At 31.4% G+C, this 16559-nt stretch carries 14 protein-coding genes; all 14 read left to right on the top strand.

Annotated elements, in window-relative coordinates:
• Positions 1–516: 516 nt before the first annotated feature.
• The 14 genes from mvk to KA867_RS00070 all read left to right on the top strand — a co-directional run bounded on the left by mvk (position 517) and on the right by KA867_RS00070 (position 16529).
• Entirely contained in the window at positions 517–1440 is a 924-nt protein-coding gene (gene mvk / locus KA867_RS00005; RefSeq protein WP_210136637.1) for a mevalonate kinase, read from the top strand.
• 4 nt (positions 1441–1444) lie between these two features.
• Positions 1445–2428 carry a diphosphomevalonate decarboxylase gene (gene mvaD, locus KA867_RS00010; RefSeq protein ID WP_210136638.1) on the top strand — a complete coding sequence of 328 codons (984 nt, stop codon included), beginning with the start codon at positions 1445–1447 and terminating at the stop codon, positions 2426–2428.
• Positions 2429–2440: 12 nt separating this feature from the next.
• Complete coding sequence (locus tag KA867_RS00015; RefSeq protein ID WP_210136639.1) at positions 2441–3517, top strand: phosphomevalonate kinase; 1077 nt, start codon at positions 2441–2443, stop codon at positions 3515–3517.
• A gap of 437 nt (positions 3518–3954) precedes the next feature.
• A complete protein-coding gene (locus KA867_RS00020) occupies positions 3955–4311 on the top strand; it encodes a YuzB family protein (RefSeq protein ID WP_210136640.1) in 357 nt (118 codons plus the stop codon).
• Between the two features lie 347 nt (positions 4312–4658).
• On the top strand, positions 4659–7190 hold the full coding sequence (locus KA867_RS00025; protein ID WP_210136641.1) for a CDP-glycerol glycerophosphotransferase family protein: 2532 nt from the start codon (positions 4659–4661) through the stop codon (positions 7188–7190).
• A gap of 114 nt (positions 7191–7304) precedes the next feature.
• The gene (locus tag KA867_RS00030) at positions 7305–8285 is read left to right on the top strand and encodes a ketoacyl-ACP synthase III (protein WP_210136642.1); all 981 of its coding nucleotides are present in this window, start codon (positions 7305–7307) and stop codon (positions 8283–8285) included.
• 609 nt (positions 8286–8894) lie between these two features.
• Positions 8895–9830 carry an aldo/keto reductase gene (locus KA867_RS00035; protein ID WP_210136643.1) on the top strand — a complete coding sequence of 312 codons (936 nt, stop codon included), beginning with the start codon at positions 8895–8897 and terminating at the stop codon, positions 9828–9830.
• Between the two features lie 403 nt (positions 9831–10233).
• Positions 10234–10773 (top strand): flavodoxin family protein, encoded by a 540-nt coding sequence (locus KA867_RS00040; RefSeq protein ID WP_210136644.1) that lies wholly within the window; start codon positions 10234–10236, stop codon positions 10771–10773.
• Positions 10774–10905: 132 nt separating this feature from the next.
• Entirely contained in the window at positions 10906–11385 is a 480-nt protein-coding gene (locus tag KA867_RS00045) for a GNAT family N-acetyltransferase (RefSeq protein ID WP_019468434.1), read from the top strand.
• 17 nt (positions 11386–11402) lie between these two features.
• On the top strand, positions 11403–12719 hold the full coding sequence (locus KA867_RS00050; protein ID WP_210136645.1) for an HD domain-containing protein: 1317 nt from the start codon (positions 11403–11405) through the stop codon (positions 12717–12719).
• Between the two features lie 125 nt (positions 12720–12844).
• Positions 12845–13357 (top strand): YwhD family protein, encoded by a 513-nt coding sequence (locus tag KA867_RS00055; RefSeq protein ID WP_210136646.1) that lies wholly within the window; start codon positions 12845–12847, stop codon positions 13355–13357.
• A gap of 301 nt (positions 13358–13658) precedes the next feature.
• Positions 13659–14072, top strand: a complete 414-nt coding sequence (locus tag KA867_RS00060) for a YwiB family protein (protein ID WP_019468431.1) — start codon at positions 13659–13661, stop codon at positions 14070–14072.
• A complete protein-coding gene (gene argS, locus KA867_RS00065; protein ID WP_210136647.1) occupies positions 14073–15740 on the top strand; it encodes an arginine--tRNA ligase in 1668 nt (555 codons plus the stop codon).
• A gap of 153 nt (positions 15741–15893) precedes the next feature.
• Complete coding sequence (locus tag KA867_RS00070; RefSeq protein ID WP_210136648.1) at positions 15894–16529, top strand: endonuclease III domain-containing protein; 636 nt, start codon at positions 15894–15896, stop codon at positions 16527–16529.
• Positions 16530–16559 lie beyond the last annotated feature (30 nt).

Here is a 16559-nt window from a genome sequence, read left to right on the forward strand (position 1 = left end):
TTATACGGGTGGTTTTGATTTATAATTGCATAATGGAAGATATTACTATTATTTGTTGAATTATAGTAATTAAATAAGTAATATAGTGAAAGTATACGTTAAAAATCAAAAATAAATTAATAAAATAAAGTGAAGTTTTTGAATAATAGTTCATCGCGTTTTATAATAAATAAGTATTGTTTATAATTAGTAGCAGGTATTAACTTTTTGCTCATTTTGTTCAATTTTGGTACAAATTTAAAAAAACTATGGCTTGAGTCGTATGTCAATATATGAAATTTGTGAGATAATATAATTTGATTTGTGTAAAATTGATTGAGTTGTGTAAAAAATGCGCGTAACTTCTTTTTTGATTAAAAATGAAAAGATATGAATACGCTAGCTAGATGCTATTAAACACAGAATTTCCTGGGAAATGTTAAGATAACTAGGAATGACATTAAGATTAACAAAAAAATCGCGGTGCAAAGCATATATTATTTAAATTTAAAGAAAATACTAAAGGTGATTGAAAATATGGCACAACAAGGTTATGGGGAAGCGAATGGCAAGGTGATTTTAATAGGTGAGCACGCGGTGACATTTGGAGAGCCTGCAATTGCGATTCCATTTACGACAGGAAGAGTGAGTGCATTAATTGAATCTTTAAATGTGACTGAATCTTCCTATATCAAAAGTGAAGTTTATGACGGTGAATTGGCTTACGCACCTGAACACTTAAAATCAGTGATAACGAGATTTATTGATAAATATGATATTGAAACACCCATAAAAGTTTCTATAGATACGAACTTGCCACCATCGAGAGGTTTAGGATCGAGTGCAGCAATGGCAGTTGCATTTGTACGTGCAAGTTTTGATTATATAAATAAGCCTTTAACGGATGCAGTATTGATAGAAGAAGCAAATTGGGCAGAACGTATTGCGCACGGCAAACCAAGTGGCATAGATACACAAACCATAGTATCCAACAAGCCAGTTTGGTTTCAAAAAGGTGAAGTTACTACCTTGAAACCATTAGATTTAAATGGATATATGGTTGTAATAGACACTGGTATTCGTGGTTCAACGAAACAAGCAGTAGAAGATGTACATAATTTATGTAAAGCAGATAGCGGGTATCTTAGCTTTGTCGAACATATCGGCAAATTGGTATATGAAGCACGAGATTCTATAGAACACCATAACTTTGAACAACTTGCTACTGTTTTTAATTTGTGCCAAGAGAATTTAAGAACACTCACTGTTAGTCACGAAAAAATTGAACAGTTGTTAGAAGTAAGTAAAAAGCAAGGCGCGATTGCTGGTAAATTAACTGGAGGAGGTAGAGGCGGAAGTATGATTGTTCTCGCTTCTACTTTAGAAACGGCGGAAAAAATTGTGGACAGTGCGCAATCATTGGGTGCACATCATACTTGGATTGAATATTTAGGAGGTTAGTAAGGTGGTTAGTAGTGGCAAAGCACGTGCACATACAAATATTGCACTGATTAAATATTGGGGAAAAGCTGATGAAGCCTACATTATTCCGATGAATAATAGCTTGTCGGTAACATTAGATCGTTTTTATACAGAGACTAAGGTAACTTTTTCTGAACAATATACTAAAGATATATTGATTTTAAATGGACAAACAGTAGATGATTCTGAAGCAACTAAAATACGTCATTTTATGGATATTGTTAGAGATCTGGGTAAAACATCTATGTATGCACATATCGAAAGTGATAATTTCGTACCAACAGCTGCAGGTTTAGCTTCATCAGCAAGTGCTTATGCCGCGTTAGCAGCAGCATGTAATGAAGCTTTAAAACTTGGATTAACGGGTAAAGCATTATCTAGACTTGCTCGAAGAGGGTCAGGATCAGCCTCTAGAAGTATTTATGGAGGTTTTGTAGAGTGGGAAAAAGGTTATGATGATGCAACATCATACAGTTTTCCGATTGATGCAGATCACTGGGAAGATGATTTATCTATGATATTTGTAGTAATCAATAATAAAACAAAAAAAGTTTCTAGTCGTGCCGGTATGTCACATACGCGTGATACATCTCGTTTTTACCAATACTGGTTAGATCACGTAGATGAAGACATAGCGTCAGTTAAACATGCGATTGATGACAAAGATTTTAAGTATTTAGGAGAAGTTATCGAGGCGAATGGTTTGAGAATGCATGCAACAAATTTAGGTTCACAGCCTCCTTTTACATACATGGTAGAAGATAGTTATTTAGCCATGGATATTGTACATCAATGTCGTGAAGCTGGTTATCCTTGTTATTTTACAATGGACGCAGGGCCCAATGTTAAAATTTTAGTAGAAAAGAAAAATCAACAGGCAGTTATTGATGTATTACAAAAATCATTTAATGATGATCAAATTATTGCAAGTGACATTACACGTACAGGTGTTGAAATTATTGAGTAAGGAAGAGATAACATGATTCAAGTAAAAGCGCCAGGTAAGCTCTATATTGCAGGTGAATATGCTGTTACTGAACCTGGATATAAATCTGTATTAATAGCTGTTAATAGATTTGTAACAGCTTCAATTGAGGATTCTAATGCTCCAGAAGGTACAATCCATTCAAAAACGTTACATCATGAGCCAGTTACCTTTCAAAGGGAAGAAGATAAGATAGTCGTATCTGATTTACATGCAGCAAAACAATTAAAATACGTTATCATAGCTATAGAAGTTTTTGAGCAATTTGTGAGTAGCAATCACATTGACTTAAAACATTTTAATTTAACAATAGATAGTAATTTAGATGATGCTAATGGTCATAAATACGGTTTAGGTTCAAGTGCAGCGGTACTAGTATCTGTAGTAAAAGCTTTAAATGAATTTTATGAAATGCATTTATCAAATCTTTATATTTATAAACTTGCAGTGATTGCAAATATGAAATTACAAAGTTTGAGTTCTTGTGGGGATATCGCTGTCAGTGTATACACAGGTTGGCTTGCTTATAGTACTTTTGATCATGAGTGGGTATCACAACAAATTGAAGATACATCTGTTAACGAAGTATTAAATAAAAACTGGCCAGGTTTACATATTGAACCACTTCAACCACCAGAAAATATGGAAGTTTTAATTGGATGGACAGGATCACCTGCGTCTTCGCATCATTTAGTTAGCGAAGTAAAACGTTTGAAATCTGATCCTACGTTTTATGGGAAATTTTTAGAACGTTCTCATGCTTGTGTGGAGAAATTGATTCATGCCTTTAAAACCAATCATATCAAAGGTGTACAGCAAATGATTCGTATGAATCGTGAAATTATTCAATCTATGGATAATGAGGCGACAATCGATATTGAAACTGCGCATTTGAAAGTGTTATGCTCTGTAGCTGAAAAATATGGTGGTGCTGCTAAAACTTCAGGTGCAGGTGGCGGCGATTGCGGTATCACAATTATTAATAATGAAGTAGATAAACAATCAATTTATAAAGAATGGTTAGAAAATGAAGTGAAACCGCTAGAGTTTAGTATTTATCATGGGCAATAAGCTTGAATGAAAGGAATAAGACAGAAATCCAATCTTTAAATGGTTACGTTGTCTTAAACAGACATGGTTGATTAGAGTTGATGCTTTACTGAGCTGAATCTCATGTACTAGACTTACTAACTCAATAAATTGAGAAGTACAACGGCTGCGACAATTAATTTGTCCAGCCGCTTTTTGGTTTGATTTTTATAATAAATGACAAAGCATATAGTAAAAGTATATATCATAAACGTTTAATTATATGCTTTCATGACCAAGTTATATACTTTTGAGGAAGAACTTGAAAAAATTCTTAAATAGAGTAAAATAATTAGAGTTGTATTTATTATTATAAACGTATTAATGTGACTTTGGATAAGCAATTATGTGTATATTTTACATAGAATAATATAAAATGTGTTAATCATTTATGAATGGAAAGGTGAGGGTGATTGATTTTGCAAAATAAATTTTTAATCTGCGATGATTGTCAGGGCGTTAATTGTAAATCTTTGGAGAAAAAATTAACAAAATTAGATCCTAATGCAGAAATAGAAATTGGTTGTCAATCGTATTGTGGACCTGGTCGACGTAAAACTTTTGCATTTGTTAATAATCGCCCATTAGCAGCCTTATCTGAAGATGAGCTTATGGAAAAAATTGAAAAACAATTGCAAAAACCAAGAGATCCAGAAGAGGAAGAGCGCCTTAGAAAACGCAATGAGGAACGTAAACGACGTAAGGAAGAACAAGATCGTAAGCTGAAAGAAAAATTAGCTAAGAAGAAAAGTATGACTGCAAATTTAATAGAATGAAGTGGGTAACTGGTGTCAAATTAAAATGGCACCAGTTACTTATTTAATTCCATAATATTTTCATATAAAATTTTGTTTATATCCATAATTAAAATGTTGTTGTTTTTAAATTAACTATTGTGATATAGTATTTAATATTAATTATTAAGTTCAGGTTAATATTGTAATAATCAAAATTATGCTAGCGTTAAAATATTATTAATTTAAATAAAAATAAAAAAATGTATGGGAATACGTGCTTTGATATTGAAGTGCTTGAATTTTTTTCTTTTCATAAAGCATAATTTAGGTAATTATTTTTAAAACTTAGTAATTTAAAAGTAATGATTTTTGGGAGGAAAATTAGGGTGACAAATAATTATGAAGATTTATCTGTTAAAGGGAAATTAGTTGTACATGCGAATAGAAAAATTGATTTTTTAATGAGGCCTATCACATCTTATTATGGTATGAATAATATAAGTATAATTATGGATTATGCTAAATATTACGAACAATTAAGTGTAAAAAATAACAGAATTTTATATCAATCAAGAGATGGAAAAAGTATGTCAGATTCTCCATATGCAATTTTTAAATATATTTTATCTAACCCTAAATATAAAGATTATACTCACGTTTGGGCTTGTGAAAGTAATGAAGTTAGAAAATATTATAAAAAGAAATATAAGCACTTAAAACAAGTGGATTTTGTAGTTATACATGGCCAAGAATATCTAAAAGAGTTAGCACAATGTAAATATTTAATAAACAATTCATCATTTTCTATTTATTTTTGTGCAAAACCAGAACAAATATATATAAATACATGGCACGGAACCCCTTTAAAATACTTAGGTTTAGATTTGGAAAATAGTTTAGTTGCAGTCCAAAATTTAACACGTAATTTTTTACATACTGAGTACCTATTAACTCAAAATAAACATACAACTAGTATTTTTAAAAGAGCATTCCAATTAGATGGTATATACGAAGGGGAGATATTAGAAGATGGATACCCTAGAACAGATCTAACTTTAAATAAATCCAAATCTGAAATGAAAAATGAAATTTTAGCCGAAAATAAAAAAATCAAGTTTAATAGACCTAAAAATTTGTTGTTCGCACCAACTTATCGTGGTGACTTTATGGATCCAGCTGACAATATTGATGAATTGTTCAATAGTGTACAAAAACTTGATGAAAGTACTGAGTATAATATTTTATTAAAGGTACATCCATTTTTATATCAAAATATAATAGAAGATGGCAGGTTTGAAAAATATTTAATACCAGATACATTAGACCCAAATGAAATACTAAGTATAGCTGACTTATTGGTTACTGATTATTCAAGTATATTTTTCGATTTTCTTGTAACGAATAAACCTATTATTTTTTACACTTCAGACTATGAAAAATATACAAAAGAACGTGGCTTGTATATGGATGTTGATTCATTACCAGGCCCAACAACTACAAATATTGAAAATTTGATAAAAACTATTAACGATCGTTTATATAATAATGAAAAATATAATGAATTATATGAAAAATACAAAAAAACTTATGTTCCATTTGATGATGGCAATGTAACGAAAAGAATCGTAACTCGTATATTTGATAAACAAATAAAAAATGGTGAACAAATAAATAAAGAAAAACTATTAATTTATGCGGGTGGATTAGTAAATAATGGTATCACAAGTTCTTTATTAAATCTTTTAGAAAATATAAATTATAATCGGTTTGAAGTTACTATTTTCTTACAAAGAAGGACTAATAAAATAACACTTGATAATTTATATAATGTAAATAAGAATGTAAAAATAATTTTAAGAAACGGAGGCTTTTTCGCTACATTCATAGAAAATTACAGAAATAACTATGTAAGAGATAGAGGGATGATTTCTAAAAGAGAAGAAAAAATATTCCCTCAGAAAGCATATCAGAGAGAATTCAGAAGATTATTTGGAAACAGTAAGTTTGATTATGTTATGGATTTTAGTGGGTATTCCATGTTTTGGTCAAATTTATTATTAGCCACTCCTTCGAAGAAGAAATTCGTTTATTTACACAGTGACATGGTGGAGGATTTAGTTAAAGTTGTAGGAAACAGAAGACCTCATATAATCAATCTCAAAGGGTTAATGACTTTGTATCCAAAATTTGATAAATTGATAAATGTTTCAGAAAATATTCATAAAATTAACAAACAAAAATTGAAGAAACTTAAAGTTGATTCGAAATTTGTGACAGTGAACAATATGTTGGATTTCAAAAAGATAAATGGTGACATAGATAATGATAAAAATATTATAAAAACTGAAGCTGAAAATAAGTTGTTAATTATAGGAAATTCTCCTTCAGGAATAGAAATAATCAATTTTGATACTAATAATTTTAATATATTTGCAAGTGGTAGATTATCCCCAGAAAAAGGGTTTGATAACTTGATAGAGGCTTTTTATATACTCTCAAATGAATATCCAGAGGCTATGTTATATATTTTAGGTGAGGGAAAAGAAAGAACTAATTTAGAAACACTAATTCATAATTATGGGCTTACTGAAAGAGTATATTTATTAGGTCATCAAACTAACCCATTTAGTTTAATTAACAGGGCTGACTTATTTGTATTATCGTCACATTATGAAGGTCAAGGATTAGTTCTATTAGAAGCCTTAGCACTCAAAAAAAATGTACTTTCAACTGATTTAGAAGTTACTAGAGAAATTTTAGGTAATGATGAATATGGTATGTTGAAAGATGATGACGCAAAGTCATTAGCTGAAGGTATAGAGCAATTTTTGAATAATAATAATCCTGAATATAAAGAATTTGATATTGAAAGTTATAATAATTTAGCGTTATCTCAATTTAATAATTTATTTAATTAATTTTTGACGTGAAGACAAATTATGAATTTTAATTTTATCATTCGTTGTAAGATAAGTATGATTAAAATAAGATTTGAAATTTCAAAGTTACAGATTGATAAAAGGAGTTATGATATGAATTCATTTGCAAAAATTACTGCACAAGGTGCTTATGTACCAGAGAAAATAATGAATAATCAGGATTTTGAGAAGATTGTTGATACGTCTGATGCATGGATCCAACAGAGAACTGGAATTGTTGAAAGAAGAATCGTAGCTGAAGATGAATATACGAGTGATATCAGTTATAAAGCAGTGTTAGATTTACAAGAGAAATATCAAGTGGAATTAAATGATGTTGATATGATCATCAATGCTACGTTGACACCAGACTATAAAACACCTAGTGTTGCATCTTATGTGCAAGCAAAATTAGGTTTGAAAAATGCAGGGGCTATTGATATTAATGCAGCTTGTGCAGGTTTTGCTTATGGTTTGAATATCGCTAATGGTCTGATTACATCTGGTCAAAATAAAAAAGTGTTAGTCATTGGCGCAGAAACATTATCACGAATTACAGATTACTCAGACCGCAATACGTGTATATTGTTTGGAGATGGTGCAGGAGTATTTTTAGTAGAATACAGTGAAGATGAAACGAGCTTTATATCTAGTAGTGCTGGCTCGGATGGTGACAAAGGACATCATTTATATTGTTCGGAACTTTCTCATACAATGTTTGGCGAAGATTTACAAAATCCTGGCCATATTGTACAAAATGGTCGTGGGGTATATAAATGGGCTGTTAGCAATGTTCCGAATATTATTGAAGAGACAATGCGTAACACGAATTATAAAAAAGAAGATATAGATTGGTTTGCGCCACACAGTGCTAATGCTAGAATGATAGAATCAATATGTGAAAAGGCCAATCTATCAAAAGATAAAGCGCTAATGAGTCTTAAATATTATGGTAATACGTCATCGGCAACGATTCCATTATCGATTGACCTAGCTGTTCAAGCACAGCAACTCAAAAAAGGTGATCTCATGTTGTTAGTTGGTTTTGGTGGCGGATTATCATATGCATCTACATTAATTAAATGGACACTTTAAAAATGTATCACAACAATCAAATAAACCATGATTCAAAAGTAGGATGTACATGTATTGCATCCTGCTTTTTTCAATTGTAGTCATACTTAATTAGGTAAGCGATGAAATCTTTTTAATAAAATTCGGTTTCTGTCCTGCTTCCAATAATGGTTAAATTTTTGCAATGTAATTTTCAAGCATTTTACTTCAAGGTTTCATCAAAAACATGCTAAATTTTGAGTAGAGGTAGAAAAGTTATTTAACAACTTAATATAGTTACTTCACCACGATACGTTAAAACATATATATTCAAAATGAGCCATGTTAGCGATATTTGAAATAACAGAATTACAAGACGATAAATGACATAGAGGCACTAGTTAACACAATAAATCGTCACGATGACATATGATGCGAATCTGAATATTTAGGTTATGTGCATTTATGCTATGTGTATCACCACGTTATTAAACTAAATGAAAAAGGGTAGAGATATACTATAGTATTCAGCAGTTCAAGCGATTGTTGATTGTATGGTCATACTCTCTTTCAAACAAAGATATACAGAATCCCTGTGAGTCAGAGATTCTATAAACATTTAAAAATTAAAATATAAGGAGTTGGATTGTTTTGACGGAAAAAGTTCAATTAGGAAAATCAAATGTGATGGTATCATCGATTGCTCTAGGTACAAACGCTGTTGGTGGACATAATTTTTATAATGATTTAGACGAAGAAAAAGGTAAAGAAACAGTTCGCACTGCAGTTAGAAATGGTATTACATTGTTAGATACAGCATATATCTATGGTCCAGAACGTTCTGAAGAATTGGTTGGAGAAGCGGTTAAAGAATTTGCAAGAGACGAGTTTGCAATTGCCACAAAAGGTGCACATTACTTTGATGAAGATGGTAATGTGAAAATGTCTAATGATCCAGATTTTCTTAAAGACCAGGTGGAAAAAAGCTTAAAACGTCTTCAAGTAGATTATATTGATTTGTATTATATTCATTTTCCAGACGACACGACGCCTAAAGATCAAGCGGTTGCCGCATTAAAAGATTTAAAAGATGAAGGCAAGATTAAAGCTATAGGCGTTTCTAACTTTACATTAGATCAACTAAAAGAAGCGAATAAAGATGGCTATGTTGATGTTGTACAAATGGAATACAATTTGCTAAATCGTGAGAATGAAGATGTGTTTGAATATACAAAAGAAAATCAAATTACATTTATTCCATATTTCCCTTTAGTATCAGGTCTTTTAGCCGGTAAATATAATGAAAATACACAATTTGATGATATTCGTGCTAAGAATCCAGAATTCCAAGGGGAAAAATTCAAAGAAAATTTAGCGAAAATTGATGAGTTAAGAGGTATTGCAGATAATCATAACGTAGATGTTGCACATATTGTACTTGCATTCTATTTAACTCAGCCTTCATTGGATGTCGTGATTCCTGGTGCAAAACAACCACATCAAGTCGTGGATAATTTAACGACGTTAGAGGTTAATTTAACTAAAGAAGAAATTGAAAAAATAAACCAATTATTTCCTAGAAAATAATACAATGCGTCTGGGACGAATCAATGATGTCCAGACTGTTTCAAATTGTCAGTAGAAGACTTAATTGAAAATTTTACTCCCACTTCACAATTTATTGGGGTAGTGGGAGTTATGCATGAGCTAGCTCAGGTGATGTATTTATACGTTTTCAATTCTAGTCATTATTTTCGGGGGTGGGACGACGAAGTCTTTTTAATAAAATTAGATTGCTGTCCTACTCCCATTTTATAGACTTTTAAAATTTAAATTGAAATATATAAATTTATAAATTTTCCTTCAAATCATTTAATGCTATAATATAATATTGTAAGCGCATGTTATATTTATGAATTTTTGTGTAAGATTATTAAGATATCGCTAATGAAATATTTTAATATATGAAAAGTATTAAAAGGAGATTATTATGATTACAGTTTTGTTCGGGGGCAGTCGTCCGGAGGGGAATACTGCTCGATTGACTAAAATGGCCTTATCAGGACACGACTACAAATGGTTTGATTTAACGCAGTATCAATTGAATCCAGTAAGAGATGTAAGGCATGACGGGACAACAATAGATGCTTATAAAGATGATTATAAAAAAATTATAGACCAAGTGTTAGCCAGTGATACTATTATCTTTGCATCGCCTGTTTATTGGTATAGTGTATCTGCTTCTTTGAAATCATTCATTGATCATTGGTCTGAAACTTTAATGGACCCTAATTATAAAGATTTTAAAGCGAAAATGGCCGAGAAAGATTTTCGTCTTATTATTGTCGGTGGAGATTTTCCAAAAGTAAAAGCAAAACCATGTATCACCCAAATGAAATATAGCTTAGAATTTTTAGGTGCTACACTATCTGGTTATATCATTGGAACTGCTGAAAAACCAGGAGATATTGATAAAGACTCATACGCATTAAACCGCGCACAAGAATGGCAAGTTACATTAAATAAATAATATTTAGAGATAGTTTGGTCAATTGTTATATATTGTCCAAGCTATTTTCATATGAATAGATTAAGTATTTGGAACACTAAAATTATGTTATAATAAGCGTATTATTACCTACTATAAATAGGGGGAACCAACATGCACAAAGTTAGGAAAGCAGCGCCAGAAGATGTTGTAGGCATCAGAGATGTAGCAACAAAAGCTTGGTATAATACTTATTTAAATATCTATGCAGCTAAAACTGTAAATGAATTATTAGCTGCTTCATATAATGAACAACATTTACTTAAAAGATTAGAAGAACAATTATTCTTAGTCATTGAAGAAGATGATCAGATTATTGGTTTCGCTAATTTTATATATGGCACTGAATTATTCTTATCAGCCCATTATGTGAGACCCTCATGGCAACATCATGGGTATGGTACTGATTTACTGAAAGAAGGCTTGGCATATTTTCAAGATGAATATAATGAAGTGTTTTTAGAAGTTGATAATAAGAATGATGAAGCTGTATCTTTTTATGAACAAAAAGGATTTGAACGTGTGCGTTCATATATGCATGTGATGTATGGGGAAGAAATGGATTTGGCATTGATGCGAAAAACTTTAAAGTAATTGCACATTAACAAGGTATGAATAGGAGGACGACATTGACTTTTACAACTTATGCTACACAAAAGTTACCTGAAGAAAAAGTATTTAAAGACCCCATTCATAGGTATATTCATGTAAGAGACCAAGTGATTTGGGACTTGATTAAAACGAAAGAATTTCAACGTTTACGACGTATAAAGCAGTTGGGTACATTGTACTTATCATTTCATACCGCTGAACACAGTAGATTCGGACATTCTTTAGGCGTATATGAGATTGTTCGAAGATTAATTGATGATTCGTTTGACGGTCGTGAAGCATGGAATAATGATGATCGTCCACTTGCATTATGTGCTGCACTATTACACGACTTAGGTCATGGACCATTTTCACATAGCTTTGAGAAGATTTTTAATACAGATCATGAGCAATTTACGCAAAAAATTATTACTGGTCCGACAGAAGTAAACAGTGTATTACGATGTGTTTCTGAAGATTTCCCGCAACAAGTAGCTGATGTTATTAATAAAACGCATGAAAATAAATTGGTTATATCTATGATTTCTTCACAAATAGATGCTGATAGAATGGATTATTTACAACGTGATGCATATTTTACAGGCGTTACTTATGGGCAATTTGACATGGAACGTATTTTGAGGTTAATGAGACCTTCAAAAGATGAAGTACTTATTAAGGAAAGTGGTATGCATGCAGTAGAGAACTTCATTATGAGCCGTTATCAAATGTATTGGCAAGTATACTTCCATCCAGTTAGCCGAGGTGGAGAAGTGTTGCTTAACAATTGTTTGAAACGAGCAAAGCAACTTTATAATGAAGGCTACACATTTAAAAAATATCCTGCTGATTTTATTCCTTTCTTTGAAGAATCTATGACGATTGAACAATATGTAGATTTAGATGAAGCGGTTGTAGTTTATTACTTAAAAGCATGGATCAATGAAGATGATGCGATATTAAGTGATTTGTCACGCAGATTTATTAATCGTGATTTGTTTAAATATATGCCATTTGATGGTTCTATCATTACAATTACAGAATTAACCGATTTGTTTATACAAGCAGGTATAGATCCGAATTATTACTTTGTAAGTGAATCATTTTCTGACTTGCCTTATGATTATGATCGTCCAGGATCAGATAGACAACCGATTCATTTATTGAGACGTAATGGTAAAATAAGAGAAATCAGTAGCCAATCCTTAGTGATTCATAGTATTACAGGCATTAATAGACAAGACTATAAGTTATATTATCCAAAAGAATTTATTTCTGATATAGAAGATGACCAAGTTAGAAATGCGATTAATAGTATATTAGATGAATTGAATTAAACAATTAAAAATTGATTACTTTTATCGCTTTGTCAAATATGGCAAAATTTTAATAGAGACAACTTATGTATGATGATCATTTAACGATTACATAACTATTTGTTTTAATATGGAGGTGGACACTGATGGCTGAAAATAAGGGATTTAAATTTAATATTATTAAAAATGATCCACTGGATGGACACAAAGGTACCAATATTGGCTCTATAAGTTTAGATAACGTAGCACCTGTGTTTATCGATGTTGCAAATGAAGAGGCATTTATTGATATTGCAGGTATGCACGCACGTTCTAGTGTTGAAAAAGGTGTCAAATGGATTAAAGATAAAGCGACTGTTGAAGGTGAAGAAGCAAAAGAATATTGGTTGTGTTGGGTTACGACAGAACGTGGCGAAAACGGACCGTTTTATGCTGGATTGACAGCTTGCTATTTATTAGTAAATAGAAGTATTCGCAGAGGTTACAAAAGTATGCCTGAACATGTGAATATGATGGATAAATCAATGAAACATTATATTGAAATTGACCAAATTGGCGACCACAATAAAAAAATATTAGCAGCGTTTCTTAAATCACATGATAAAGATATGTGGAATAACTCTGACGCTTCATTACGCGAAGCTTTGGAGACAGAGTAAACACCATTTAGTTCTTAATGATTATATGATATGAACTCCACTTAAGGTGTTTTAATAGTTTTATAATACACAGTTTGATATTTGTGTGAATTGAAAAGGGTAGAAATACGAAATCAAATTGAAATTTTGATTTTGTTTTCTACTCTTTTATTATGTGTGATTTTAGAATAAAGTGAATGTGTTGTAATATTAACTATAAAAATTCAGATTATGTATTTAAATTAATTTTAGCAACTGTTTTGCATATTTCAAGTATGCTATAATGGTTTGTATTATTTTAAAGATTAGGGTGAAACTTACATTGGAAAACAATGTTGAAATCCAAACGAAACAAGTTGTTAAGCAATTCGATAACAAGGAAAAATTCTCATTATCTACTACAGGATCTTGGCAAAAACGTAAAGCCGATTTTATTCGTTATCAAGAAGAGATAGACGGAGCAACAGTTAACGTGACGGTAAAAATTGAAACTTCAGGGGTAAAGATTATCCGCAATGGTGATATTAAGTTAAACCTTCATTTTGTAGAGGGCGAGGATACGATTACTTTGTATGAAATTAGTGGCGGGCGCATACCGCTTACCGTTTATACACATTCTATTTTACATTTTGTAAATGATAACGGTGGAAAATTGAAAGTGCATTATGATTTAATTCAAGATGAAGAGAAGATGGGGTCTTATCAATATGAAATTACTTACAAGGAGATGCCGTAAATGAACATAATCGAACAAGTCAAGCAAACGCTGGTTGAAGAAATTAAGAAAAGTATTCAACAAGCACAACTTGCTGATATGAACGAAATGCCTGAAATTAAAATTGAAATACCAAAAGATAATAAAAATGGTGATTATTCAACAAATATAGCAATGGTTTTAACAAAAATAGCGAAACGTAATCCACGCGAAATCGCAACAGCAATTGTTGATAATTTGGATACAGCGGCTGCACAAGTTGAAAAAGTTGATATTGCAGGGCCTGGTTTTATCAATTTTTATTTAGATAGTGCTTATTTGACTGCGATTATTACTGAAGCAATAAATAAAGGCAATCAATTTGGCCATAAAGTAGAAAAAAATGGTGAAAATATTTTATTAGAATATGTATCTGCTAATCCTACGGGAGATTTACATATAGGTCATGCGCGTAATGCGGCAGTTGGCGACACATTGGCTAATATATTAGAAGCAACTGGTTATAATGTAACAAGAGAATATTATATTAATGATGCTGGTAATCAAATTACCAATTTAGCACGTTCAATAGAGGCACGTTATTTTGAAGCGCTTGGTGATAATTCTTTTGAAATGCCAGAAGGTGGCTATCATGGGAAAGACATCATTAATATTGGTAAAGATTTAGCAGAGAAACAGCCTGAGATAAAAGATTTAGACGAAGAAGCACGTATTAAAACATTCAGACAACTTGGTGTTGACTACGAAATGCAAAAACTAAGAAAAGACTTGGATGATTTTAATACACACTATGATAGTTGGTTTAGCGAAACAACACTTTATGAATCAGGTGAAATCAAACAAGTACTTAATAAAATGACTGAGCTTGGTTATACTTATGAAGAAGATGGTGCAACATGGTTACGTACCACTGATTTCTCAGACGATAAAGATCGCGTATTAATTAAAAAAGATGGCAATTATACTTACTTTTTACCAGATATAGCTTACCATTTTGATAAAATTGAACGTGGTAATGATATATTAATAAACTTATTTGGTGCAGATCATCATGGTTATATACAGCGTTTGAAAGCATCGATGGAAACATTTGGTGTTGATAGTGACCGCCTTGAAATTCAAATTATGCAAATGGTCCGTTTAATGCAAGATGGCCAAGAAGTGAAAATGAGTAAGCGTACCGGAAATGCAATTACTTTACGTGAAATCATGGATGAAGTAGGCGTGGATGCTGCGCGTTATTTCTTAACGATGCGTAGTCCTGATACCCATTTTGATTTTGATATGGAGTTAGCAAAGCAAGAATCGCAAGATAATCCGGTATATTATGCACAATATGCACACGCACGTATTTGTTCAATATTAAAACAAGCTAAAGAAAAAGGTGTTGAACCTTCAACTGATGCAGATTATTCGTTTATCACAAACGAAAAAGCGATTGAACTCATGAAAAAAATTGCAGAATTTGAATCAACGATTGAAAATGCCGCAGCACACAGAGCACCGCATAGAATGACCAACTATATTCAAGATTTGGCAGCGCATTTCCATAAGTTTTACAACGATGAAAAAGTCTTAACAGATGATTTAGAAAAAACAAAAGCGTTAATTGCATTAATTGATGCAGTGAGAATTACGCTACATAATGCATTAAACCTTGTTGGTGTAACAGCGCCAGAGTCGATGTAATCATTATTTAATTAAAGTAATCGTTTATTTAAGAGCGAGTTTAGATTTGTTAATCATAGTTTGATGTAATTTCATCAGTACTATCACCAAATCTTACTTGCTCTTTTTTGATATTTGTTATTTCACTATGACCAATGGGAGGGGAGTGCTTATATGTTAGATACTCAGTCGTTATATAAAATATTATTTTCACATATGGGTTCGCAACATTGGTGGCCTGCTGAGTCGAAAATCGAAGTGATATTAGGAGCGATTTTAGTGCAAAATACCAACTGGGTCAATGCAGCTTATGCGCTCGAACAATTAAAAATGAAGACTGAATTTGATCCTGAACATATTTTAAATTTGAAGTTGGAATCTTTACAAACGATTATAAAGTCTAGTGGATTTTATAAAAATAAAGCGCGAACGATTTTGAATATACTTGCTTGGCTAGAATGTTTTGATTTTGATTATCAAGCTATAAAATCTTATTATCAACATCAGTTGCGTAATGCTTTATTAGAGGTTAAGGGGATTGGTAGTGAAACGGCAGATGTTTTATTAGTTTATATTTTTGAAGAAGTCGCTTTTATTCCAGATAGTTATACCAGAAGGATTTATAAAAAATTAGGTTATGCAAATACGGAAAGTTATGAAAAATTGAAGCAGTATATTCAACTGCCTGAAACATTTACGAATGCAGATGCTAACGAATTTCATGCATTATTAGATAATTTTGGGAAAAATTATTTTAATGGAAAAAATGAAAAGCAATATACATTTTTAGATGCTTATTTTGAAAAATAAATTTCATAAAATAGACTTAACGATTGAGAT

Source organism: Staphylococcus sp. GDH8C109P, assembly GCF_017893405.1.
Taxonomy (GTDB): domain Bacteria; phylum Bacillota; class Bacilli; order Staphylococcales; family Staphylococcaceae; genus Staphylococcus; species Staphylococcus cohnii.

Bases quoted from the DNA above. Each gene is read 5' to 3' on its own strand.
- argS (WP_210136647.1), top strand. From the start codon at position 14,073: ATGAACATAATCGAACAAGTCAAGCAAACGCTGGTTGAAGAAATTAAG.
- KA867_RS00050 (WP_210136645.1), top strand. From the start codon at position 11,403: ATGAATAGGAGGACGACATTGACTTTTACAACTTATGCTACACAAAAG.
- KA867_RS00040 (WP_210136644.1), top strand. From the start codon at position 10,234: ATGATTACAGTTTTGTTCGGGGGCAGTCGTCCGGAGGGGAATACTGCT.
- KA867_RS00055 (WP_210136646.1), top strand. From the start codon at position 12,845: ATGGCTGAAAATAAGGGATTTAAATTTAATATTATTAAAAATGATCCA.
- KA867_RS00070 (WP_210136648.1), top strand. From the start codon at position 15,894: ATGTTAGATACTCAGTCGTTATATAAAATATTATTTTCACATATGGGT.
- KA867_RS00015 (WP_210136639.1), top strand. From the start codon at position 2,441: ATGATTCAAGTAAAAGCGCCAGGTAAGCTCTATATTGCAGGTGAATAT.
- mvk (WP_210136637.1), top strand. From the start codon at position 517: ATGGCACAACAAGGTTATGGGGAAGCGAATGGCAAGGTGATTTTAATA.
- KA867_RS00030 (WP_210136642.1), top strand. From the start codon at position 7,305: ATGAATTCATTTGCAAAAATTACTGCACAAGGTGCTTATGTACCAGAG.
- KA867_RS00045 (WP_019468434.1), top strand. From the start codon at position 10,906: ATGCACAAAGTTAGGAAAGCAGCGCCAGAAGATGTTGTAGGCATCAGA.